The following is a 23,468-nucleotide window of genomic DNA, read 5'->3' as shown; positions in this document are numbered from 1 at the left end:
TTCGGCTGGTTCGGAAGAAGGCGGCGCGATTGCCCGGACGGGAGCGGACGGACTGACCCGCCACGGTCACGGGAGCGGCGAACGGAACGACGCTGTGCGTTCCTTCGCGTGCCGGACCGGCGGGGGTGCGTCAGCGGGCCGTCGCGGGCGTCCGGTGCCGGCCGCGCAGCGGGCACCGGACGGACGAGGACACCAGGATCACCTCGTACCGTGCGCGGGGAGCGGACACAGCGGTGCGGTCACGCACGGCCTCGCTCCCTCCACTCGTCACGGAACACGCCACCCGTCGGGGGCGGCGCGTCGTTCGTCCGTGGCGAGTGTAGGGAGCCCGGAGGGCGGCGGGCATCCGATTTTGTCCAAGGTCCGGCGGAGCACGTGATGTGACGGAACCTCAGCCCGGTCGTCGGCGGGAGAGGACGTACTGCCGTACGAGCGGGGACAGGCGCCAGCTGTCCGGTGTCGTGCCGCCCGCCTCGATCAGGTGGAGCAGACCCGTGAGGCGCTCACGGACGGTGTTCTCCGGCTCCCCGGCCAGCGCGGCCAGCGTCCGCGTGGCCGTCTCCGGCTCCTCGCGCAGCGCCAGCAGCCACAACAGGCCGGCACCGGAGGGGTCGAGACGCGTGTGGCAGGCGTCGAGCCGGGCGCGCAGATCGTGGTCGGGGTGGGTGAGTTCGGCCAGCCGGGTCCGGGGATCGGCGAGATCCTCGACGAGCGCCGCGAGCGGCCGGCGCGGGCTTTCGGCGAGCAGCGCGGCGGCGGTGCGCAGGGCGAGCGGCAGGCCGTCGCAGAGGGCGGCGAGCCGGACGGCCGCGTCCGGCCCGTCGGTGATCCGCGTGTCGTCCGGGCTGGACACGGCCAGGGCGCGGCGCAGCAGAAGGGTCGCGTCGGCCGTGGGCAGCGCGCCCACGGTCAGGCGGTGCGGTGCGCGGACGGCGAGCCGAACGGGCGTGGTGACCAAGGTCGTTGCGGAGGAGAACGCGGGCAGCACGTCGATGAGCTGGCCGGGATCGGCGACGTCGTCGAGGACGATCAGCAGCGGACGGCCGTTGTCGGCCAGCGAGGAGAGGACGGTCGCGCACAGCGCGGACCGCTCGGCCCACCCCGCGGGTACACGGGCGGCGGGTACGCCCATGGCCCGCAGGAATCCGCCGACCAGGGCGGTGCCGTGCACCCGGGACACGTCGGCGCAGAGGACCCCGCCGGGGAACCCGCCCCGGGCGAGGGCCTGGTGGGCGGCCTTCAGGACCAGTTCGGTCTTGCCGCTGCCGACCGGTCCTTCGACCACGATCGGTGAGCGGGGCCCCGACTGCTCGGTGAACAGGGCGGTCAGACATGCCAGTTCGGCGTCGCGTCCGGCGAACGCCGGTGTGGGGAAAGGCAGTCCGGCCAGGGCGGGTGGGACCGTGTACGGCAGCCGGACCCGCAGGTCGCGGCCCTGCACGACCGGGGACAGGAACAGTCCGCCGGATATGGCGTTGCGCACCGGCCCGTCGGACGTCACCGGACGGACCCGGCGCGATGGGCGATCCGCCACTGGTCGGCGACCAGTTCGTCCAGTCCGGTCGAGGCCGGGGCCCAGCCCAGCTCCGCGGTGATCGCGGAGGTGTCCGCGACCAGGAACCGCGCCTCGTCCGCGACCGCGGGACCGTGGCTGCGCGGCACCGGGCGCCCGGTGAGCCGTTCGACCGCTTCGACGACATCGCGGACGGCGGCCGGGTGCGCGCCGAGGTTGTACACGGCGTGGGCCCCGGGCGAGGTCGCGCCCAGGGCCAGTGCGAAGGCCGTCGCCACGTCCTTGACGTGCACGAAGTCGCGTACGGCGGTGCCGTCGCCGTTGATGCGCAGCGGGGCCGCGTCGCCGGCCGCCGCGGCGACCGTGTGCGGGACGATCCGCGTCGGGTCGCGGTCGGCGCGGCCCGCCGTGCCCCCGGCCGCGTTGAAGATGCGCAGGATGGTGGCGCCGAGCAGGCCGGTGGCCGCCTGCCAGCCGATCAGGTCCTCGCAGGCGGCTTTCGAGGCGGCGTACGCGTGGATCAGGTCGCGCGGCGCCGTCTCCGGAACGGGCGCGCCGTCCGGGCGGCCGTAGACCGTACTCGTCGAGGCGAACACGAGGCGGCCGGGGCGCCCGGTGCGGTCGGTCTCGGCGGCCATCGCGTCGAGCAGGTGGACGGTGCCGGTGACGTTGACGGCGTAGTAGCGCGTGGGCTGCCCGGAGCCCGTCCGGGCGCGTGCGAGGCCCGCCAGATGGCATACGCCGTCGGTGCCGCGCACCGCCTCGGACACGGCGGCCCGGTCCGTCAGGTCGGCGTGCCGGACCTCCACGCCGTCGGGGAAGACGGGCGCCTGGTCGTGCACGAGCGCCACGACCTGCTCGCCGCGGGCCAGGAGTTCGTGGACGACGGCCCAGCCGACGTAGCCGGCCGCGCCGGTGACGAGTACGCTCACGCGCCCATCCAAACACCGGTCGGTGTGCGGTGGGAGTCTGACAGGTCGTCATGTGCGACGTCAGAGGCTTCCGTCGCCTCCGCCCTCAGCGTCGCCTGCGCCTCCACCCTCACCGCCGCCTGAGCCTCCGTCTCCGCCTCCGCCTCCGCCTCCGCCTCCGCTTCCGCCCCGACCCTCGCCTGCGCCCTCAGCGTCGCCTTGGCCTTCGTCCTCACTGTCGTCGCCGTCCCCCGCGTCGTCCTCGCGATCCGCGATCCCGTCGGGCTCCGCCCGCGGTGCGGGCACCGCGGTGAGCCCGGTGGCCGCAGCGTCCGGAGGAAGCCCGGTGGCCCCAGGGCCCGGGTTCAGCCCGGAGGCCCCCGGATCCGGCGGCAGCGCCGCCAGTTCCCGGGTCAGCGCCTCGACCGCCGCCGTGTCGCCGAGTTCCTCGAACAGGTCCGCCGCCCGGCGCCAGCAGGCGCGCGCGGCCTCCGGGTCGCCCGTGGTCAGGTGCAGGCCGCCCAGGGTGCGCAGGACGTCGGCCTCGTCCCAGGTGTCGTGGATGCGTTCGAACACCTCCCGGGCCGCCAGGCAGTCGGCGATCGCCCGCCGGTGGTCGCCCTTCCGCCGGGCCACCTCGGCGTGGATGGTGCGGCACCGGGCCCAGGCGCGGTCGTCGCGGCTGCCGTCGAGGTCCTCCCAGATGACGAGCGCACGGGACGCGGCGTCCGCGGCCTCCTCCAGCCGGTCCAGATGGATCAGGGAGACGGCGATGGTGTCGAGGGCCGAGGCCGTGCCGGAGCGGTCCGGCACGGTGAGCCGGGCCATCACGTCCAGCGCCTCGTACGACAGCCGGAGCGCCTCCTCCCAGTCCTCCCACACCCGCGCGGCCATGGCCATGTCCTTGAGCGAGTCGGCCTGGCCGTGCAGGTCGCCGAGCCCGCGGCGGACGTCGAGTCCGGCGGCGAACGCCGCGCGCGAGCGGTCCACGCTGCCGACGGCCCGGTAGCCGGTGGCGAGGTTGTTGAGCAGCCAGCCCTGGCCCGAGTGCGCACCGCACTCGGCCGCGGCCTCGGCGGCCACGTGGTGCGCGTCGATCCACTGGTCCCAGGAGAGGGTCTGGGTGAGGTAGCCCCACATGCTCAGCGGGATGGACCACACCAGCCGGCCGAGGTCCTCGGCGGCGCCCCGGTGCACGGCCCCGAGCAGGTTGGGCTGTTCGGCCTCGCACCAGGCGAGGGCCTCGTTGCGGTCGGGGAAGACCGCCGGCCGCGGGCCGAGCCAGGCGCCGATGTCGGGGCGGATACGGCCGGGCCGCATGACCGTGTCGGCGACGTTCACGGAGTGCGCGTACCAGCCGAACAGGTTCGTCAGCACCGGTCGCCGTTCGGTGTCGTCGGCGGCGAGGCGGTCGCTGAAGGTCCGTACGAGGTCGTGCATCCGCCAGCGCCCGTACGGCGTTCCGGCCTCGACCAAGTGGGCGCGTTCCAGAGCCTGGAGGTCCCGGCGGGCGGCGCCCTGGTCGGTGCCGGCGAGCACGGAGACGGCGGCGGTGGACACGTCCGGGCCAGGGTTCAGCGACAACAGCCGGAACAAACGGGCCTGGGTGGACGGGAGTTGGCGGTACGACAGTTCGAACGCGGCCCCCACCGCGGTGTCCTCGTACCGCAGTGCGTCCAGCCGGGCCCGCTCGTCGGCCAGTTCGGCGGCCATGCGGGACAGCGGCCGGGTGGGATGGCTGATCAGTACGGCCGCGGTGATGCGCAGGGCGAGCGGCAGCCCCGCGCACAGTTCGGCGATCCGTGCGGCGTCCTCGGGCGCGTCGGTGACGCGGCTGTCCTCCGGGCGGGCGAGGCGCAGGGCGCTGTCGAGCAGTCGGACGGCGTCATTCACGAGAAGGGTGTCCAGATCGAGTAGTCGGGCGTCGAGCATGCCCAGGGTGTGCCGGGACGTCACGATGGCCGCGGTGGCGCCGTCGGTGGGCAGCAGGGCCCTGGCCTGGTCGTGGGTGGCGGCGTTGTCGATCACCACGAGGATGCGACGGCCGCTGCGGGCGTACGACGCGAGGATCGAGGTGTAGAGCCGCTTGCGGTCCTGGAGGTCGTGCGGGATGTGCTCGCCGGGGATGCCCAGCGCCCGCAGGAACCCCTCCAGCGCCTGCGCGGGAGCGACGCGGCGGGCGTCGTCGTAGCCGAACATGTCGACGAACAGGACACCGCCGGGGAACCACCCTCTGGCGCGGGCGGACCGCGCCGCCTGGAGCGCCAGTTCGGTCTTGCCGACGCCGGCCAGTCCCCCGACCGCGGTGACGACCACGACGGGTCCGCCCGCGCCCTCGCGAGGTCTTCGGGGCTCGGGGTCGAGCCGGCCCAGGAGGACATCGCGCGGGGCGTCCCGGCCGACGAACACCGGGGAGGCGGACGGCAGTCCGTGCAGGGCGGGCGAGATCTCGGGGGGTAACTCGACGGTGATGTGGCGGCCTTGGAGGACGGCGGAGAAGAACACACCGCCGGATATCGCGTTCGGCGAGGCGCCCGGCTGCGCTCCGGGAACGCCTCCGTCGCTCATCCCCGTTGTCGCCACGCCAGGTTGTCCACCCGGCGTGCCGTCGGACGTCTCGTCGCCCGTACCGGTCAGGGTCATCGCGCCCGCTCCCCCGTGAGTCGCGCGTCTCCCCTTGGACGCGTCACGCACAGACCGAGGATGCCCCCCGCGACGCGCCGGGAACCACCCCGGCGCGCACCCCGGGCCCGCGAATCGCCGTACGCCCGTTGCGGTGACGGGAATCGACGCGCGGGCCCTGGGCCGGTCGTGCGGATCAGCCGGGGCCCTGGCGGAGCACCCCCGCCGCGCGAGCCGCCGTCAGCCAGGTGGGGAACTCCTTCATGAGGAGGTCGTAGAGGGCGGCGTCGCCGCGCTTGGCGGGGCTCTGGCCGGCGGCGAAGAAGCCGGCGTTGTCGACGGTCCGGCCGGTGAGGTCGTCGAGGGTGCGCAGGAAGCGCAGGGCCCAGTTCGACCCGAAGCCGACGAACTGCCAGAAGATCGGCAGCGAACTGCACTGCCGCAGCAGCTCCCGGGTCTCCTTGCGGTCGAACGGCTCCCCGTCCGTCTGGAAGATCACGAAGGCGGGGTCGGCCGTACCGGCGGCCCGGTAGTGGTCGATGACGGCGTGCATGGCGGGCGCGAAACGGGTGCCGCCCCAGCCCAGCGACCGGTGCAGGGCGTCGACGCGGCCCTGGTGGTTGTCGAGGCCGATGTCGGCCACCCGGTCGACGCCCCCGGAGAAGAAGACGAGGGGTACGACGCCGTCGTCGTCCAGGTTCGCGGAGAGCCCGAGCGCCTGCTCCGCGAGATGCTGCATCGTGCCGTCGCGGTAGAACCGTCTCATGCTGGCGGAGTGGTCGAGCACGAGGTAGACCGCCGCCCGCTGGCCGGTGATCCGGTTCTTGGCCAGCGAGACCTGGGCCGCCTTGTACAGGTCGACGAGCCCGGGGGCGGCTTCCTGGACCTTGTCGAGACTGATGGCGGGGACGGGGGCGGGGGTGGGGGTGGGCGGGAGAGTCGGAGGCGGAGGCGCGACGGGAGCGGGTACAGGTGCGGGTGCCGGGGCGGGGTCCGCCGTGGTGCCGGTCCCCGGCCGGGCCGTCGCCGCGGCCCCCGCGCCGGTGCCGTCGTCGTCGACCACCACGCCGAAGTCCGTGGCCAGGCCCGCCAGTCCGGTGGCCCAGCCCTGCCCGACCGCGCGGACCTTCCACGCGCCGGCGCGACGGTAGACCTCGACCACGACGGCGGCCGTCTCCCCGTTCACGAACGGCGGTGGCACGAAGCCGGCTTCGACGGTCTCGCAGTGAACGGACGCCTGCGGAGTGCTCGTCGCGTCGAAGTGGGCGGCGGGCGACCCGGGGTCGAGGCCCGCGACGACCGCGACGCGGTGGACCGCCGCGGGCACGGCCGCCAGATCGACGCGCACCTCGTGGCCGGTCAGCGCGACCCCGTCCTGCGCGGGATGGTTGTAGAAGACGAAGTCCTCGTCGCCGCGCACCTTGCCCTCCGGCGTCAGCAGGACCGCGCAGACCTCCAGGTGCGGGCTCGCGGACGCGATCGTGATGCGGCAGAGAGCGGTGGGCAGCGGCGCGTTGCCGCCCTTGGTGAGCGTGATGGTCATGGATGTCCCCCTCCAGAGGGGCACCGTAGAACGCCCGGAGCGCGGGAGCCAGGCCCCGCACCGGAAGGGCCGGTGCCGGCAGGGTCCCTGCGGGACGGGCCCGCACCGGAAGGACCCGCACCCCACCGACCTGCGCCGGGCGCCTCGCGCAGGCCATCGGATGTGCGGGCGATATTCGCTCGGGAGTGTCAGTGGCTCGCTCTACAGTTCTTTTCGAGTCCAGAACGGGGAGCGTGCGTGAACCAAACCTTCCGGGTCGACCTGCGCGGGATCGTCGACCTGCTGAGCCATCACCTGTACACCAGCCCGCAGGTATACCTGCGCGAGCTGCTGCAGAACGCGGTGGACGCGATCACCGCGGCACGGGGTGCCGACGCGACGACGGGGCGGATAGTCCTCGTGTCGAGCGACGGCACCGGAGACGGCTCGCTGACCATCAGCGACAACGGCGTCGGGCTCGACGAGGCGCAGGTGCACGAGCTGCTGGCCACGATCGGCCGCAGCTCCAAGCGGGACGAACTCGGCTTCGCCCGCCACGAGTTCCTGGGCCAGTTCGGCATCGGCCTGCTGTCGTGCTTCATGGTGTCGGACGCCATCGAGGTGACCACGCGGCGCGCGGGCGAACCCACCGTGCTGTGGCACGGCCGTTCCGACGGCAGTTACTCCGTCAGTACGGCGCCGGAGGGCGAGGAGCGGGCCGAGCCGGGCACCACCGTCACCCTGCGCCCCCGCGCGGGCTGCGAACACCTCCTCACCCGGGAGGCGGTCACGGATCTGGCCACCCATTTCGGGGCCCATCTGCCGCACACCGTGAGCGTGGACGGGGCGGAGATCGGCGCGGGGCCCGCGCCCTGGGACAGTCCCGAGGGCGAGGACCGGGGCGAGCGGCGCAGACGGCTGGAGATCTACTGCGAGCGGGTCTTCGGGTTCACCCCGTTCGACGTGGTGGACCTGGCCGCCGCCGAGGCGGGCCTGCGCGGCGTGGCGTTCGTCCTGCCGATGCCGGCCAACCCCGCGGTGCCCGCCGCGCACCGCGTCTACCTCAAGCAGATGCTGCTGTCCGAGGGCGCCGAACGGCTGCTGCCGGAGTGGGCGTTCTTCGTGCGCTGCGTCGCGGACACCGCCGAACTGCGCCCCACCGCCAGCCGGGAGGCGCTCTACGAGGACACGCTGCTGGAGAGCACCCGTGACACCCTCGGCGACGCGCTGCGCTCCTGGCTGGTGCGGCTCGCCCGGCAGGACCCGGGGCGGCTGCGCGCGTTCCTGCGCGTCCACCACCTCGGCGTGAAGGCGCTCGCGCTGCACGACGACGAGATGCTCCGCCTGGTCGCCGAGTACTGGCCGATGGAGACCAACGTCGGCCCGCTGACCCTCGTCGAGTTCCGCGAGCGGTACGGCGTGCTGCGCTTCACCCCGCTGCTCGACGAGTTCCGCCAGCTCGCACCGGTCGCCGCGGCCCAGGGCATCGCCGTGGTCAACGCCGGTTACGTGTACGACTGCGAGATCATCGACCGGCTGGTCACGGTGGACCGGGAGCTTGCGGCCGAGACGCTGCGCGCGGCCGACCTGACCACGCACCTGGAGCGACTGACCGCCGCCGAGGAGCAGGCGATCGCGCCCGCCGTCGCCGCCGCGGACCAGGTCCTCGACCGGCTCGGCTGCGACCTCCTCGTGCGGACCTTCGAGCCCGCCGGGCTGCCCGCGCTCTATCTCCTTGACGACGACACGGCGTTCCAGGTCGACCTGCGCGAGGCGAAGGAGCAGGTCGACGACTTGTGGGCGTCGATCCTCGGCACCTTCCAGAGCCCCGCGGAGCCCCGCCCCCGGCTCGTGCTCAACCACCGCAACGCGCTGGCCCGTCAGGTGCTGACGCTGGCCGACGCCGACCTGCGGGCGACCTGCCTGGAGGGTCTGTACGTGCAGGCGCTGCTGCTCGGCCACCATCCGCTGCGGCCCGCCGACACGGCCGTCCTGAACCAGTCCTTCCTCGGCCTGATCGGCCGCGCCGTCGCCGGAGACGCCCGATGAGCCACACCGAGCAGGAGCTGCGCACCCTCTACCAGCAGGCCCTCGCCATGCCGCGCGGAAGCGCACAGTTCGCGGCGCTGGAGCAGGTGATGCGACACGCCGACGCCCGCGGGCTGGTGGAGTTCGCCTTCGAGGTGCGGATGCAGGCGACGAGGGTGTTCCAGCTCAGCTGGGTCCCGGCGAAGGCGCTGCTGGCGTACTCGTGGTGCCGGGCGGCGTACGACCGCGAGCCCGAGCGGTTCGGGGCGCGCGCCGAGCACCGGCTGCTGTGGAACATCAAGTGGATGATCTACAGCGTCCACCAGTTCCCGGAGATCCCGCTGCGGAGCGCGTACGACCTGCTCGACGACATGGAGCGCCGCTACCGGCGCGGCGGCCACAGCATGCACGCGGTGCTCCAGCACCGGGGCCTGATCGCGGGCAGCGTCGGTGAACTGGACCGGGCGCAGGACTACTACGAGCAGATGGACCGAAGCCGCCGCGACCCGCTGTCGGACTGCGCGGGCTGCGTCCCCAGCAGCCATGTGCGCACGCTGGTCGCGCTCGGCCGCGACGAGGACGCGATACGGGTCGGGGAGCCGGCCCGCACCTCGTCGTGCAGCGACCAGCCGCAGTGGATCAACTCCGAACTGCTGCTGCCGTACGTGCGCACCGGGCAGGTGGACAAGGCGCTCGACGCGCACCGCAGCGCCTACCGCCGGATCCGCGACAACCCGTACCACCTTCCCGAGTTGGCGCTGAACCTGCTGTTCTGCACGCACACCGGGAACACGGCCCGCGGCCTCGATCTCGTCGAGCGCCATCTGCCCTGGCTGGACAACGCCCGCACGCCGCTGGCGGAGATGGAGTTCGCGGCCGCGGCCGTGGCCGTGCTGAACGTGCCGGTGGGCCGGGGCGAGGGCGGACTGACCCTGCGCTTCCCGGCCACGGAGGGCAGGCGCCGCCCGGACAGCACCGTCGCGGACCTCGCGGCCGAACTGCGGCGGCGCGCGGAGGACATCGCCGCCCGCTTCGACGCCCGCAACGGCAACGGCCACCAGGGCGACCGCATCCGTGACTGGATGGCGTCCGGGCCGATCGGCGCGCCCGTGGCGCTGTCGGTGTTCGCCCCGTCCACCGGCGCCGTGGGCGGCGCCCCGCGCGACCTGCACATCCGGGGGCTGATCGAGCGGGTCGCCGCCGCGACGGCGGCCGGCGACCCGACGGGCGCGGCCCGCGCGCGACTGGCCGCCGCCCAGGCGCTGCTGGAGACCGAGCGGACGGCCGAGGCGGTGGAGGCGGCCGAGGAGGCGATCCGCGAACTGGACAGGCTCGGGCTGGCCGAGGAGTCCGCCCGGTGCGAACTGCTGCTCGCCCACGCGTATCACCGCGACGGACAGCGCGGCGAGGCCGTCAAGCGGTTGCGTGGGCTGCTGGAGCGGCCGGACGGCATCGAGCCGGCCGGGGAGTCCGACCGTGCCCGGTTTGCCGCGCTGCTCGGCGAGTGGCTGGTGCACGGCCCGGAGGCGTCGCGGTGGTACGCCGTCGCGGCCCGCTCGTACGCCGCATCCGGCCGTACGGCGGAGCGGCTGGCGGCGCTGACCCGGGCGCTGCGGCACGGGCCGGCCCCCGAGGCGACGGCGGGACTTCTCGCCGATGCGGAGGCGGCGCTGACGGAGCCCGACCTGCCCGCCGAGGAGCGGGCCCACCTGCTGTCCGTCTGCGCGCGGGTCCTGCTGCGCGCCGGTCGGACCACGGAGGCCGCGAAGCACCTGTCGGCCGCCCGCGACCTGCTCTCCGGCCCGTCCGTGACGCCCTCCGCGGAGTGCGTGGAACTGCTCGGCGAGGTCCTGTCCACCCTCGCGGCCATCCACCTGCACCTCGGCGACCCGGGCGCGGCGCGGGCGACGGCCCGCGCGGCGATCGACGTGCTGGACCCGGACGACCCCTGGGACGAGACGCACTGGAACGCGGCCGTGCTGCTGGTCCGCAGCCTGCGCGAGCTCGGGGAACTCGCGGAGGCGGAACGGCTGACGGCGGAGTACGAGGTGGAGGAGGACGACCTGGAGACGGTGCTGCAGAACGTCCTGGAGGACTGAGGGGGCTGCCTGCGGCAGGTGCGCCCCCGAAGGGGCGCGGGGAACTGCGCGACAAGCCACGCAACGCACCCGCACGCGCCCTCCGCCCCATGCCCTCTGCCGCCCGACGGCTGAGGGCTGAGGGCTGCCGCCCGACGGCTGACGGCTGACGGCTGACGGCTGACGGCTGACGGTCAGTCCGTCGCTGGCCGGTCGTCGGCGGAGCCGCCCGTACTCTCCCGTACGGCCAGCCGATGGCCGACGATGCGGTCGATGGCCTCGTCCGCGCCGCCCGACCCGTCGGTGCGCTCGCTGCCGTCCGCCCGGTCGACGCGGTCGATCAGCAGGGAGACCGCGATGTCCGCGATGGCCTCCTTGTCGGGGGCGACGGTCGTCAGGCTCGGCACGCTGAAGCTCGACGCCTCGATGTCGTCGAAGCCGACCACGTCCATGTCGTCCGGTGCGCGCAGGCCCGCCTCGTGCAGGGCGCGCAGGGCGCCCAGGGCGAGGTGGTCGTTCAGGCACAGCAGCGCGTCCGGCCGGGGACGCCGTTCGAGTACGGCGGTGGCCGCGCGGGCTCCGTCGCGCCAGTGGTAGTGCTCGACGGGCAGCACCAGGTCCGGCGCGAAGGGGACCTTGGCGGCGCGCAGGGCCGCCTGGTAGCCCTGGGTCCGCAGCCGGTCCGTGCCCTGCCGGCCCCGCACCGCGCCGCCGAGCACGGCGATGGTGCGCCGGCCCCGGGCGAGCAGGTGTTCCGTGGCCTCGCGCGCGGCCGCGACGTTGTCGATGCCCACGTGGTCCAGGGCGCCCGGGGCCTGGCGCTCTCCCAGCAGGACGAGCGGCAGCCGGGCGTCACGGGTGGCGAGGTCGCGGGGCGTCAGCGACAGCGGGCTGAGGATGATCCCGTCGGTGAACTGGGCGTCGAACCCGTGCAGGACGGACAGCTCGCGTTCGCGCACGCCACCGGTCTGGTGCAGCAGCACCGTGCGCCCCTGCCGGTCCGCCGCGGACATGACGTGCTTGGCCAGCTCGGAGAAGTAGGCGACGTCCAGTTCCGGGACGGCCAGCGTGATCATTCCGGTACGGCCCTGGCGCAGCTGCCGGCCGGCGAGGTTGACCCGGTAGCCGAGGGCCTCGATGGCCTCCTGGACCGCGGTCCGGGTGCGCTCCGACACGTGCTCGAAGTTGTTGATCACGTTGGAGACGGTCTTGGGGGAGACGCCGGCGTACTCCGCGACGTCCTTGATCCTCGGCCTGGCCGCCACGTCCACTTCCTTCCGTTCGCGGGATCCTACCGGCCGCCGCCGGGTGGTTCCGAGCGGCCCGGACCGCGCTGCGCCGGACGGGACGGCGCCGCCCGCCACCCGTGGCCCCGCCCGCTCCCCATAGACGCGCCCGTCACCGCGCCCGCCGCCCGGGGGCACGATCGGCGCCCGCCGACCCGGCCCCCGGGGGGCGGCGACGCTCACACGCCCTCCGGCCGCCCCGGCTTCTCGTCGGACCGGTCCGGCTCACCCGTGACGATGCGGCGGATCGTCTCCAGCGGCAGCTTCGGCGTGCCGTCCGCGTGGACCAGGCCGTTGGTCTCCTGCGCGGTGTCCATGAACTGCGTGTAGCAGAAGCCCGCGACGACCTCGCTCGCGTGCAGCGCGCCGAAGAGGTCGCGCAGCAGCGCCGCGTACTGCGCGTCGGACGCGGTGCGGGTGTAGGAGAAGTCGTCGTCGTCGGCGCGCACCGAGAGGCCGCCGAACTCGGTGATCATCAGGGGTGCGGCCCCGGCCGCGTACCGTTCGGCCTGGCGCGTGCCGACCGTCAGCACGCGACCCTGCGGTCCGGGACCGGCGAGCAGCCGCTCGACCGCGGCCGCGTCGCCGTAGCGCCTGGTCAGTTCCTCGGGGTCGGCGCTGTAGTCGTGCACGCCGAGGATGTCGCTGTCGGTGTGCTCCCAGCCCTCGTTGGACATCACGGGCCGGGTGGGGTCGAGCGCCCGGGTGAGGTGGGCGAGGGCGATGGACCAGTGCGCCTGCGCGGGGTCGCGCGGGATGTCGGAGGCGCCCCAGCTCTCGTTGACCGGGACCCAGGTGACGAGGGACGGGTGGCTGCGGTCCCGGCGCACCATGTCCAGCCACTCGCGGGTGAGCAGTTCGACCGCCTCGGTGCCGAACTCGTACGCCGCCCCGGTCTCACCCCACACCAGCAGGCCGAGCCGGTCGGCCCAGTACAGGAAGCGCGGGTCCTCGGCCTTCTGGTGGACGCGGACCGCGTTGAAGCCCATGTCCTTGATCAGCTCCACCTCTCGGCGGAGTTCCGCGGTCCCCGCGTTGGCGATCAGGGTGTCCGGCCGGTAGCCCTGGTTGAGCACCGAACGGACGTAGTAGGGGCGGTCGTTCAGCAGGAACGCGCCGCGGCCGACGCCCGCGCTGCGCAGGCCCACATAGCTGTCCACGGTGTCGAGCACCTCGGCCGTGGCGGCGTCGCGCACGGTGACTCGGGCGTCGATCAGGGTCGGCCGTTCGGGGCTCCACAGCAGTCGCTCGCGGTCGATGCCGTTGCGCAGGGCGGGGACGACGAGGTCGATGGTGCTGCGCGGGGTGCGCACCGTGCTGGTGCTCGTGGCCAGCACCTGGCCGTCGTGGCCGAGTTCGATCTCCACGGTCAGCGGGGCGGCCGGCGCCGAGGCCAGGGTGATCTCGGCCCGGACGCCGCGCGCGGGGTCGGGGAGCCAGGCGAGATCGGTGAGGTGCTGGTCGGCGACCGTCTCGGTCCACACCGTCTGCCAGATGCCGGTGGTGCGTTCGTACCAGACCTCGTGCGGCCGGTCCTGCCAGTCCTGCTTGCCGCGCGGCTGCGCGAGGTCGGCGGGCTGGTCCTCGGCCCGTACGACGAGCAGGTGCGGGTCGGCGCCGGGGCGCAGCGCGTGGGTGACGTCCGCGGTGAACGGCGTCTGCCCGCCCACGTGTTCGGCCACCAGTCGGCCGTCCAGCCAGACCTTGGCCCGGTGGTCGACGGCCCCGAAGTGCACGAGGGTGCGCCGTCCGGCACCGGGGGCGAGGAGGTCGTGGGGGATGCTGCGGCGGTACCAGACCACGGCGTGCGGCGCGGTCTCGCCGATGCCGGAGGCGGGGGCCTCGGGCGGGAACGGGACGGTGATCTCCCGGTCGAAGGCGCCGCTGCCCCCGGCCGCCGCTCCCCCGGCCGCCGCTCCCTCTGCCGCCGTGCCGAGCCCGAACCACCCGTCGCGCTCGCCCTCGTCGGCGTCGTCGTATCCGAACTCCCATACGCCGTCGAGGCTGTGCCAGCACTCCCGCCGCAGGATCGGCCTCGGATACGTCCCGTCCAGCTCGTTGGCCTTCACGGATCCTCCCTCTGCCGTCCGGGAGGGCCCGGCGCCGGCGTGTCCACGGTCGAAGCCCTGTCATCATGGGTGATCGTTTACATCGATGCAAGGCCAACCTCGAGAGCCCCGGGGCTTCACCACGGTGGACTCCGTCTTCATGTCGCACGGTCTATTGCATCGTTGTAAATCGTGTGTCAGGGTCTGCGCCATCGAGGACACACCGAATTCACTCGAGGACACACCGAATCAACGAGGTGCTTACCCCTATGAGCGGAGCAACGCGCCGGAGGTTTCTGGCCCTCGGCGGTGGACTCGCCCTGACCGGAGGGCTCGCGGCATGCTCCTCCCCGCTCGCCTCCGGCCTCACGGGCTCCCAGCCGAACACCGCGGACGTCATCTTCTGGAACCTGTTCACCGGCGGCGACGGCGCCAACATGGTGCTGATGGAGGACGCGTTCAAAAAGACCCACCCGGGGGTCTCGGTCGATGCGACCGTCCTCGCCTGGGGCAACCCCTACTACACGAAGCTGGCCCTGGCCACCGCGAGCGGCACGCCCCCGGACGTGGGCATCGTCCACCTCTCCCGGCTCCCGCTGCTGGCCGCCGCCGACCTGCTGGAGCCGATCGAGAACACCGGCGTCCGCGAACTGGGCGTCACCGAGGACAAGTTCACCCCGGCGGCCTGGAAGAAGGCCACCCAGGGCGGGACGGTCTACGCGGTGCCGCTCGACACCCATCCCTTCGTCCTCTACTACAACGTCGATCTGGCCCGCAGGGCAGGGCTGTTGAACGCGGCCGGCACCGGCCTGACCGCGCTGAAGGGCAAGGACGACTTCCTCGCCGCGGTGAAGGCGATGAAGTCGGCGGGCGGCGCGCGGTACGGGGCGGTCATGTCGATCACCGCCGACCCGTCCACCGCCTGGCGCTACTTCAGCATGATCTACTCCGGGCTGGCCGGCCCGATCGTCACGGACTCCGGCACCAGGGTCGACCTCGACAGCGAGGCGGTGCAGGAGACGGTCGCCTTCATGCAGAGCCTGACCGCGGGTGACCTGATGCCGCCCAACCTCAACGGGTCGGGCGCGAACGCCCTGTTCAGCACCGGCAAGGCCGGGTTCCTCTTCGACGGCGAGTGGCAGATCCCGTCGTACCGGCAGGTCAAGGACCTCCGCTTCGACGTCGTGCCGTTCCCCGCGCTGCTCGGCCCGAAGGCGGTGGCGTACGCCGACTCGCACGCCCTGGTGGTGCCGCGCGACGCCAAGCGCTCACCGGCCCGCACCCGCAACGCGGCACGCTTCGTCAAGAGCCTGCTCGACGACAGCGCGGTGTGGGCCGAGGGCGGCCACATCCCGGCCTGGCTGCCGACCCAGCGCAGCAAGGCGTTTCTCGACCAGTCGCCGCAACGCAACTACGTGCAGGCCGCGTTCGACGCGCAGTACGACCCGCCCGCCTGGTACACCGGCGCGGGCTCGGACTTCCAGAGCGTCGTCGGCGGCACGGTCATCGAGGCCATCGCCGGCCGTCTCACCCCCAAGGGCACGGTGTCCGGGCTGCGTTCCGGTCTCAAGCGGTTCACCACGGCCCGACCGCCGGTCACGATGAAGTAGGAGGCAGCCACCATGACCACCGCCGTCCCGACCCGGCCGGCGCCCACGGCGCCCGTGCCGAACCCGCCGGCCGACCGGCCGCCCCGCGACGAACGCCGGGCCGGTGCCCTGCTCACCGCCCCCTTCCTCGTGATCTACCTGCTGTTCCTGGTCGGCCCGCTGCTGGTGGGCGTGGCCTTGAGCTTCTTCAACACCACCACCGTGAAGAGCGGGCTGGGCGACTGGGTGGGCTGGTCGAACTACTCCGAGGTGGTCACCGACGCGCAGTTCTGGCAGGCGATGTGGCACTCGGTGCTCTTCACCCTGCTGACCACTCCCCCGCTCGTCGTCCTCGCGCTGGCCGCCGCGGTCCTCGCCTCCCGGGTGCGGCGCGGGCGGGTCCTGTACCGCGTGGCGTTCTTCGCGCCGTACGTCGTGCCGTCGTCGGTGGTCGCGCTGATCTTCCTGTGGATGTACACCCCCGAGATCGGGCTGCTGCCGAAGGTGTTCGGGGCCGTGGGGCTGCCGGTGCCCGACTTCATCGGCTCCACCTCGGGCGGCTGGACCGCCGTGACACTGATGACGCTGTGGTGGACCTTCGGCTTCAACTTCGTGCTGTACACCGCCGCCCTCCAGGACATCCCGCCGGACGTCCACGAGGCCGCGTCCATCGACGGGGCCGGCCCCTGGCAGCAGATCCGCCTCATCACGGTGCCGCTGCTCGGCCGGACCACCAGCCTGGTGCTGATCCTCCAGATCCTCGCCTCGCTGAAGGTCTTCGACCAGATCTACCTGCTGCTCGGCGGTGGCCCCGACCAGTCCACCCGCCCGGTCATCGAGTACATCTACGACACCGGCTTCACGTCCTACCGGGGTGGCTACGGCGCCGCCGCCACCCTCGTCTACTTCGTCATCATCGTCGCGATCTCGGCGGCCTGGTACGGGCTGCGGCGCCGAACCGCGGCCGGCTCCGCGGCCCGAGCGGAGGACTCATGAGCACCATCACCCGGCCGCGGTCCGCCGCGCCGAAGGCCGTACCCGCCGTCGACGGGGCGAAGCTCTTCGACCGGCTCTGCGCCGTGTGCGTCACCCTGTTCGCGCTCATCTGGCTCGTGCCGTTCGCCTGGGCGCTCGCCACCTCCCTGCGCTCCGACGGTTCGATCACCGAGAACCCGACGTCGCTGTTCGCCGGCGGCTGGTCCCTGCACGCGTACTCCTACGCCTGGGACAACCACCCGATCGGCACCTGGTACCTCAACAGCCTGGTCATCTCGGCTCTCGCCGTGCTCTTCACCGTCGGCTTCGGCTCGATGGCGGGCTTCGCGCTGGCGTTCCTGCGCTACCGCGGCCGGGCCGTCGTGCTGGCCCTGGTGGCGGCCGGGCTGATGCTGCCGAGCGAGGCGCTCGTGCTGCCGCAGTTCATCGAGTACCGGTCCTTCCATCTGCTGGGCACCTTCTGGGCGTTGGTGCTGCCGTCGGTCGCCGCGCCGATCTCGGTCTTCGTCTTCCAGGCGTTCTTCCGCGGCATCCCCCGCGCGCTGATCGAGGCCGCCCGCATCGACGGGGCGAGCTGGTGGCGGGTCTACGCCCGGATCTGCATGCCGATCTCCCGCCCCGCCCTGTCCACGGTGGCGATCCTGACCTTCATCTCCACGTGGAACTCCTTCCTGTGGCCGCTGCTCGTGCTGAACCAGACCACGTCCCAGACCATCCCGGTGGGTCTGGCCTCCCTGGTGAGCAACAGCAACATCCAGTACGCCGAGGTGATGGCCTCCTCGGTCCTCGGCTTCCTCCCGCTGATCGCGGTGTTCCTCGTCTTCCAGCGTCAGATCGTGCAGGGCGTCGCGACGACCGGCATCAAGTGACGGCAGCCGGAAGGCCCCGGCGTTCGGGCCCGGCGCCCTGCTCCAGGGCGTGAGCCCGATTCCGGGGTGTCAGCCCGATTCCGGGACGTCAGCCCGGCTCCGGGGTGTCAGCCGGCTCCGGGGTGTCGCGCAGGCGGCCGTGGGCCTCGTGGACGGCGGTGCGTCCGGCCTCCAGCGCGGCGAGGAGGAGGTCGCCGTCGCGGGCGAGCCGGCCGACCCTCGGGGAGTCCGGGGCCGGGCGGACCGACGCGATCACCGGGTCGGCGGCCAACCGGGCGTCGTCCTCGGCCAGTCGTGTCTCGCGCTCCAGGAACACCCGCCGCAGCGGCTCGGGTTCGCGCCGCAGCACCGTCCTGGCCAGCAGCGGGGCGGAGCGCGACGGCCGCGCGACGTCGATCGCACGGCGGGTCCGCAGCACCAGGACGTGGGTCGCGCCCTGGGCCAGGGCGGTGCGGTACGGCACGGCTTCGGAGACCCCGGCGTCGTAGAACCGGTGTCCGCCGAGCCGTACCGGTTCGCCCGCGAGGAGCGGCAGGGCGGCGCTGGCCCGCAGGGCCGTGCGGAGTTGGGCGGCGTCACCGATGAAGGGCCGCAGGTCGGTCGAGCGGCCGGTGGCGGCGTCGGTGGCCAGCGGGTGGTACTCGATCCCGCCGGCCAGGACCGAGTCGAAGTCCATCGGCGCGAAGTCCCCGTCGCCGTAGCGGTAGAGGACCTCGTAGAAGGCGTGCAGATCCACAAGTGGCCGCCCCCGCAGCGGATTCGAGCGCCGGATGACCGTCCTGGCGTACTTGGGGGACGCCCAGAAGCGCAGCGACTGCGGGCTGCTGCTGAGCAGCCACGCGCCGGACGCGGCGCCGGCGGAGGAGCCGTAGACCGCGTCGAAGCCGTCGGTGAGGCCGAGTTCGTGCAGCGCGAGGGCCATGCCGCCGGCGATGATGCCGCGCATCCCGCCGCCCTCGACGGCGAGGGCGACGCGATGCCCGTCGGAACGGGCGCCGGGCCGGCTGCCGGTCCGGGCCCGTTCGGCGAGCAGGCGCCACACCGGGTGCGGCTCTTCGGGCCCGGACATCGCGGCGGAGGCCGGGGAGGTCGTCGTCACGGCGGTCAGGATCCCACGGGACCGGCCGGGACGGTCGCCTGTACGGCCTCCTCGCCCGCCGGAGCGGTCGGCTGTACGGCGTCCTCGCCCGCCGGAGCGGTCGGTTGTACGGCGTCCTCGTCCGTCGGCTCGGCCGCGCCGCGGTCTTCGGCGGCCGGGAGGGACGTCGCGACCGGAGCGGAGGCCGCGGCCGGGACGGACGTCGCGATCGGGGCGCTGCGGCCGCGTTCCTTGGTGAGACCGGCGACGGCGACGGCCGCCGTCAGCACCATGACGGCGAGCGCGATCGCGAAGCTGAGCGTGAACTGGGACTCCTGCGGAAGCTCGATGCCCGCGGGCAGCCCGGAGATCGTCCTGGACGCCAGCAGCGAGGTGACCACGGCGGAGGCGATCGCCGAACCCAGCGACCGGGAGATGGAGTTGATGCCGTTGGCGATGCCGGTCTGCTGCACCGGCACGCTCGCCGCGATCAGCGCGGGCATCGCCGCGTAGCCGAAGGCGATCGCGGCGCCCGTGAACAGTCCGGCGCAGATGACGCTCGCGCTGCTGCCGTGCCCGAAGGCCAGCCAGGCGAATCCGGCCGCGCCGAGCAGCCCGCTGATCGCCAGCGTCGTACGGGCACTGATCCGGCGCACCAGGATGCCGCCCACCGGGGCCGCGACCAGGGCGATCAGCGAACCGGGCAGCAGGTACTCGACGCTCGCCCGCAGCACCGACGCCGTGAAGCCGTAGCCGGCCAGCCGCTCCGGCATCTGGACGAGGTACGAGATGCCGATGAACTGCGCGAAGGAGGCGAACCCCACGAAGAGGCCGGCCAGATTGGTCATGGCCACCTGCCGGTGGGCGAACATCCGCATGTCCACCAGCGGGGCGGCGACCTTCAGTTCCACGGGCACCCACACCGCCGCCATGAGTACGGCTCCGGCGAAGCACCCGATCACCTTGGCGGAGCCCCAGCCCCAGGTGTGGCCCTGCGAGATGCCCAGCAGCAGGAGGACCAGGAACGCGGCGAGGACGAGCGTGCCGGGCACGTCGACACGGCCGCCGACGCGGTGGCCGCCGTCCGGGACGAGCAGGAGGACCGCGACCAGGGCGAGCAGGCTGACGCCGGTGGAGAACCAGAAGACGGAGTGGTAGTCGGGGTCGCCGCCCTGGGTGAGCAGGCCGGTGACGACCAGCGACAGGCCGGAGCCGAACGCGAGCGTGGAGCTGACCAGCGCCATCGCGCCGTGCAGCTTCTCGTGCGGGACCTGGTCGCGGACGATCGACAGCGCCAGCGGGAAGATCGCGGTCGCCGAGCCCTGCATCACGCGGCCGACCAGCAGCAGCCCCAGCGAGGTCGTCGTCGACGCCAGGAGCGAGCCCAGCACCATCACCACGAGCACGGCGACGAGCGTGTGCTTCTTGCCGTAGAGATCGCCGACACGGCCGAGGAGTGGGGTGAAGACGGCGGCGGAGAGCAGCGTCGCGGTGGTGACCCAGCTGACTCCGGCGGCGTCGGTGTGCATCGTGGTGCCCAGCAGCGTCAGGATCGGCACGACCTGGGTCTGGGCCATGGCCACGACCATGGCGGCCAGCCCGAGGGCCAGGACCAGGGCGGTGCTGCTCTGCTTGGCAGCGCCGCTCTGGCCGGCCGGGGAGGAGCTCATCACAGGGGTTCCCGTCAGGGGTGAAAGGGGCGGTGATCTTGTGAAGCCGACCTTCACTTTATCCGACACTTGCCACTCACTAGCCGCTGGCTAGTGAGTGGTGTGCCACAGCGGGATCACCGGAGAAGCAACCGGACCGGGCGAGAAGCCGGAGGTCAGCGACGCGCGCCGGGCTGGTCCGGCAGCGCGAGCAGGCCCCGGGCCGTCAGCAGCAGCGTGGCCCGCAGGTCCTCGTCGGCGAGGTCGGTCAGCTCGCCGAGCCCCTCCAGCATCCACACGCACATCACGTACGCCATGCGTTCGGTCGGCGTGGGCGAGTCGCCGAAGAGCACCCGCAGGACCCGGCGCCTGCGCCCGTCGTTCTCGGCGTAGATGCTGGCGGCCCGGATCTCGGGATCGTGCAGGAGCATGGTTCCCAGCTCGCGGTGGCGTACCAGGAAGTCCACCCAGCCGACGGCGTAGGCGTCCAGCCTCTCCTGACGTGACGTCATGCCCGCCACCTCGTCCAGGAGGACCGTCATCTCCTCCACCGCGAAGTCGAGCGAGGCGTGGAGGAGCTGCGCCTTGGTGCGGAAGTGGTAGTAGACCGCGGCCTTGGTGAGGCCCATCTCGTCGGCGATGGCCTGCAACGACGTCGCCTGAAAGCCCCGGGCGGCGAAGAGCCGCTGTGCCGTCTCGATGATCTGCTGCCGGGTCGCCGCGGCCTGGGCGGCCCGGCCGACCACCGGGGCGTCCGGCTCTCGCTCGCTGAGCACGTTCGCTCCCGCTTGGATCATGCCGCTTCAGGGCCCTGTCGACCAACCACCGTCCGCCCACCCTACCCGCGCCGGGCGGCTCGCCGCCTCGGCGACGGTCAGCCCGCACAACCCTGCGGGGCGCCCGGCTCGATCAGCCCGCGGAACCGTGCGGGGCGCCCGGCCCGGTCAGCGCGCGGAACCCCGCGGGCCCGCCCGGCCCGGTCAGCCCGCGGAACCCCGTGGGCCGCCCGGCTCGGTCAGGAGCCGGGCGCCGAGACGGTCCGCGCTCGGCCAGCGCACGTCGTGGACCCAGCGCAGCCGCTCGAACACCCGGATGAGCCGGGCCGAGGGGTCGAGCTGCCCCGGCAGCACGCCGTGGCGCGCGCCCGTGGGATCGGCGTGATGGGAGTTGTGCCAGCTCTCGCCGAAGGACAGCAGCGCGAGCGGCCAGAAGTTGGTGGCCCGGTCCCGGCTCGCGAACGGCCGCCGGCCTGCGACGTGGCAGACCGAGTTCACCGACCAGGTGACATGGTGCAGCAGCGCCATGCGGATCACGCCGGCCCAGAAGAACCCGGTCAGCGCACCGGTCCAGGTGCCGGTGACCAGCCCGCCGACCAGCGCCGGCGCGACCAGCGAGAGGGCGGCCAGCGGCCCGAAGAGCCGCCCGACGAGCCGCAGATCGGGATCGGCGTCGATGTCGGGCGCGAACCTGGCCCGGTTGCTCAGTTCCCGCTTGAGCATCCACCCGACGTGGGCGTGCAGCAGACCCTTGAGCAGCGCACGGGTGTCGGTCCCGTAGCGCCAGGGCGAGTGCGGGTCGCCCTCGCGGTCGGCGAAGGCGTGGTGGCGTCGGTGGTTCGCCACCCACTGCGCCGGCGAGCCCTCGATCCCCAGGGAACCCGCGACGGCCAGCGCGATCCGCAGGCCCCGCCGCGCCTTGAACGAGCGGTGCGTGAAGAGCCGGTGATAGCCCACCGTGAGACCGAAGCCGGACACGAGGTAGGCGACCGCGGCCATGCCGACGTCGAGGGCGGACAGCCCCCACCCCCAGGCGAACGGGACCACGGCGACGAGGGCGAGGGGCGGTCCGACGACGAAGACCCACATCGCCGCCCCCGCCGCGGCCGTCTGCGGTGCGTCGAGCAACGGCCTGGGCCCTGGCCCGGCCTGGGCGGCGTCCTGCCCCGACCCCGTTGCCAGGGGGGTCTGTTCACTGCGGTCGACGTCGCTCGGGTTCATCGGGTCCTCGCCCTCGCTCAGGCCTCTTCAAAGGCGGCGCCGGGCCGGCCGGATCACGCGTCCGCGTGCTGCCGTACGCGCTCGGCGGCCCTGGCCCCACGATCGCACCGGGCTGCATCCGCGCAGGTCGTCGCGGATGTCCAGGGCGTGAACGGCACGGGACCGAATCCGCGCGGCCGGCGGCGGACGGCACCTGGACCCGGGCCGCTGCCCGGAGCCGCCCCGTCGGCTCCGGCGGTCGTATGGTTCATGGTGATTTATGGTGACTCAAGGAGGATGTTCCGACCGGAGGTGCAATGGTGCGCGCCGCGGCAGCGATCGTCCCTCTGGCTGTCTGCGTGGCACTCACCGTCACGGCGTCGGCCTGTGACGGGGGCGGGTCGAAGTCGTCGACCGCCCACTACGGGGACTGCGAGGTCACGGGGCACCGCGGGGAGTTCCACCTGTCGCCGAGGACGGCGGGCGAGCTCACGGTCAAGACGACCCTGCCCGCCCCCGGCTGGTGGAACGGCGACACGCCGGCCTCCGTCAAGAGCGGCTACGAGTTCTGCATGGCCGCCAACATCGCCTACCGGTCCGGGCTCGACCGGGTGAAGGTGGAGAACGCCCCGTTCCCGGAGGTCGTGTCCGGCCGGACCAGCGACTTCGACCTGGCCCTCGCGCAGATCACGATCACCCCGGAACGGAGCAAGGTCGCCGAGTTCTCCCCGCCCTATCTCGATTCGACCCTGGGGGTGCTGATCAGGGACGGCGAGAAGATCGACGAGAACAACCTCCGCGACGTCCGCATCGGCGTGGCCGAGGGCACCACGGGCCAGAAGTTCGTGATGAACCGCCTCAAGCCGACCAAGCCCGTCACCTCCTACGCCAACGACCCGGCCATGGTCACGGCGCTGGAGAAGGGCAAGATCGACGCGGTCGTCCACGACACGACGATCCTGCTGGCCTATCCCCAGAAGCGGGAGGGCAAGGTGCGCATCGTGGGGCAGTACCGGACCGACCAGGGCTACGGCGCCCTGTACCCGAAGGGGTCGCCCAACAAGGACGAGCTGGACCGGATCATCAGGCAGCTGATCGACGACGGGACACTCGCCAAGCTGTCGGTCGTCTATCTCGGTACCGCCTTCGGGCAGGACCCGAACAAGATCCCGTACTTCACGGTGAAGTCCGGCTCCTGAACGAAAGCGGCCCGCCGCCCCTCCCACGGCGCAAGGCCGGTCCACCCCCTCCCACGACGCAAGGCTGGTCCACCCCCCTCCCCTCACCGCCCCTCCCCCTCCAC

At 73.1% G+C, this 23,468-nt stretch carries 16 protein-coding genes; 6 read left to right on the top strand and 10 right to left on the bottom strand.

Annotated elements, in window-relative coordinates:
• Nucleotides 1-391 precede the first annotated feature (391 nt).
• The 4 genes from WN71_RS27040 to WN71_RS40195 all read right to left on the bottom strand — a co-directional run bounded on the left by WN71_RS27040 (nucleotide 392) and on the right by WN71_RS40195 (nucleotide 6,589).
• Nucleotides 392-1,501, bottom strand: coding sequence for an ATP-binding protein (locus WN71_RS27040; protein WP_046592805.1), 1,110 nt, complete (start codon nucleotides 1,499-1,501; stop codon nucleotides 392-394).
• Complete coding sequence (locus WN71_RS27035) at nucleotides 1,498-2,445, bottom strand: NAD-dependent epimerase/dehydratase family protein (RefSeq protein ID WP_046592804.1); 948 nt, start codon at nucleotides 2,443-2,445, stop codon at nucleotides 1,498-1,500. Before WN71_RS27035 ends, WN71_RS27040 begins: the two co-directional genes overlap by 4 nt.
• Nucleotides 2,446-2,505: 60 nt before the next feature.
• A complete protein-coding gene (locus tag WN71_RS27030) occupies nucleotides 2,506-5,067 on the bottom strand; it encodes a tetratricopeptide repeat protein (RefSeq protein ID WP_079178143.1) in 2,562 nt (853 codons plus the stop codon).
• Nucleotides 5,068-5,242: 175 nt separating this feature from the next.
• A complete protein-coding gene (locus WN71_RS40195) occupies nucleotides 5,243-6,589 on the bottom strand; it encodes a VWA domain-containing protein (RefSeq protein WP_079178142.1) in 1,347 nt (448 codons plus the stop codon).
• A 237-nt stretch (nucleotides 6,590-6,826) separates the two neighbouring features.
• Between WN71_RS40195 and WN71_RS27020 the strand changes: the two genes are divergently transcribed.
• Together WN71_RS27020 and WN71_RS27015 are read left to right on the top strand one after the other, a co-directional pair.
• A complete protein-coding gene (locus tag WN71_RS27020; protein ID WP_046592514.1) occupies nucleotides 6,827-8,617 on the top strand; it encodes an HSP90 family protein in 1,791 nt (596 codons plus the stop codon).
• Complete coding sequence (locus WN71_RS27015) at nucleotides 8,614-10,695, top strand: hypothetical protein (protein ID WP_046592513.1); 2,082 nt, start codon at nucleotides 8,614-8,616, stop codon at nucleotides 10,693-10,695. Before WN71_RS27020 ends, WN71_RS27015 begins: the two co-directional genes overlap by 4 nt.
• A gap of 173 nt (nucleotides 10,696-10,868) precedes the next feature.
• On the opposite strand, the gene WN71_RS27010 is transcribed toward WN71_RS27015, so the two are convergent.
• Both WN71_RS27010 and WN71_RS27005 read right to left on the bottom strand, forming a co-directional pair.
• Entirely contained in the window at nucleotides 10,869-11,939 is a 1,071-nt protein-coding gene (locus tag WN71_RS27010; RefSeq protein WP_046592520.1) for a LacI family DNA-binding transcriptional regulator, read from the bottom strand.
• Nucleotides 11,940-12,139: 200 nt separating this feature from the next.
• Nucleotides 12,140-14,029 carry a glycoside hydrolase family 2 protein gene (locus WN71_RS27005; protein ID WP_046592512.1) on the bottom strand — a complete coding sequence of 630 codons (1,890 nt, stop codon included), beginning with the start codon at nucleotides 14,027-14,029 and terminating at the stop codon, nucleotides 12,140-12,142.
• A 248-nt stretch (nucleotides 14,030-14,277) separates the two neighbouring features.
• On the opposite strand from WN71_RS27005, the gene WN71_RS27000 reads away from it, so the two are divergent.
• Genes WN71_RS27000 through WN71_RS26990 form a run of 3 tightly spaced genes read left to right on the top strand, consistent with a single transcriptional unit; the run spans nucleotide 14,278 to nucleotide 17,462 of the window.
• A complete protein-coding gene (locus WN71_RS27000) occupies nucleotides 14,278-15,618 on the top strand; it encodes an extracellular solute-binding protein (protein ID WP_046592511.1) in 1,341 nt (446 codons plus the stop codon).
• A 12-nt stretch (nucleotides 15,619-15,630) separates the two neighbouring features.
• Nucleotides 15,631-16,593 carry a carbohydrate ABC transporter permease gene (locus WN71_RS26995; RefSeq protein WP_046592510.1) on the top strand — a complete coding sequence of 321 codons (963 nt, stop codon included), beginning with the start codon at nucleotides 15,631-15,633 and terminating at the stop codon, nucleotides 16,591-16,593.
• The gene (locus WN71_RS26990; RefSeq protein ID WP_046592509.1) at nucleotides 16,590-17,462 is read left to right on the top strand and encodes a carbohydrate ABC transporter permease; all 873 of its coding nucleotides are present in this window, start codon (nucleotides 16,590-16,592) and stop codon (nucleotides 17,460-17,462) included. The genes WN71_RS26995 and WN71_RS26990 overlap by 4 nt, the downstream gene beginning before the upstream one ends.
• 88 nt (nucleotides 17,463-17,550) lie before the next feature.
• Here WN71_RS26990 and WN71_RS26985 read toward each other — a convergent pair whose 3' ends face one another.
• The 4 genes from WN71_RS26985 to WN71_RS26970 form a co-directional block, all read right to left on the bottom strand.
• Nucleotides 17,551-18,561 carry a patatin-like phospholipase family protein gene (locus tag WN71_RS26985; RefSeq protein ID WP_240529780.1) on the bottom strand — a complete coding sequence of 337 codons (1,011 nt, stop codon included), beginning with the start codon at nucleotides 18,559-18,561 and terminating at the stop codon, nucleotides 17,551-17,553.
• A 5-nt stretch (nucleotides 18,562-18,566) separates the two neighbouring features.
• On the bottom strand, nucleotides 18,567-20,210 hold the full coding sequence (locus WN71_RS26980) for an MFS transporter (RefSeq protein ID WP_063777747.1): 1,644 nt from the start codon (nucleotides 20,208-20,210) through the stop codon (nucleotides 18,567-18,569).
• 155 nt (nucleotides 20,211-20,365) lie between these two features.
• Nucleotides 20,366-20,965, bottom strand: coding sequence for a TetR/AcrR family transcriptional regulator (locus WN71_RS26975; RefSeq protein ID WP_167382962.1), 600 nt, complete (start codon nucleotides 20,963-20,965; stop codon nucleotides 20,366-20,368).
• A gap of 204 nt (nucleotides 20,966-21,169) precedes the next feature.
• A complete protein-coding gene (locus WN71_RS26970) occupies nucleotides 21,170-22,186 on the bottom strand; it encodes an acyl-CoA desaturase (protein WP_107469777.1) in 1,017 nt (338 codons plus the stop codon).
• 338 nt (nucleotides 22,187-22,524) lie between these two features.
• Between WN71_RS26970 and WN71_RS26965 the strand changes: the two genes are divergently transcribed.
• The gene (locus WN71_RS26965) at nucleotides 22,525-23,364 is read left to right on the top strand and encodes an ABC transporter substrate-binding protein (protein ID WP_240529779.1); all 840 of its coding nucleotides are present in this window, start codon (nucleotides 22,525-22,527) and stop codon (nucleotides 23,362-23,364) included.
• Nucleotides 23,365-23,468 lie beyond the last annotated feature (104 nt).

The organism is Streptomyces mangrovisoli, from assembly GCF_000974985.2.
Taxonomy (GTDB): Bacteria; Actinomycetota; Actinomycetes; order Streptomycetales; family Streptomycetaceae; genus Streptomyces; species Streptomyces mangrovisoli.
Note: the sequence above shows the minus strand (reverse complement) of the source record. Positions and strands in the feature narration are given on the sequence as shown.

Excerpts from the sequence above, each read along its gene's own strand:
- WN71_RS26970 (WP_107469777.1), bottom strand. The coding sequence starts at position 22,186 with ATGAACCCGAGCGACGTCGACCGCAGTGAACAGACCCCCCTGGCAACG.
- WN71_RS27015 (WP_046592513.1), top strand. The coding sequence starts at position 8,614 with ATGAGCCACACCGAGCAGGAGCTGCGCACCCTCTACCAGCAGGCCCTC.
- WN71_RS40195 (WP_079178142.1), bottom strand. The coding sequence starts at position 6,589 with ATGACCATCACGCTCACCAAGGGCGGCAACGCGCCGCTGCCCACCGCT.
- WN71_RS26995 (WP_046592510.1), top strand. The coding sequence starts at position 15,631 with ATGACCACCGCCGTCCCGACCCGGCCGGCGCCCACGGCGCCCGTGCCG.
- WN71_RS27030 (WP_079178143.1), bottom strand. The coding sequence starts at position 5,067 with ATGACCCTGACCGGTACGGGCGACGAGACGTCCGACGGCACGCCGGGT.
- WN71_RS27000 (WP_046592511.1), top strand. The coding sequence starts at position 14,278 with ATGAGCGGAGCAACGCGCCGGAGGTTTCTGGCCCTCGGCGGTGGACTC.
- WN71_RS26980 (WP_063777747.1), bottom strand. The coding sequence starts at position 20,210 with ATGAGCTCCTCCCCGGCCGGCCAGAGCGGCGCTGCCAAGCAGAGCAGC.
- WN71_RS26990 (WP_046592509.1), top strand. The coding sequence starts at position 16,590 with ATGAGCACCATCACCCGGCCGCGGTCCGCCGCGCCGAAGGCCGTACCC.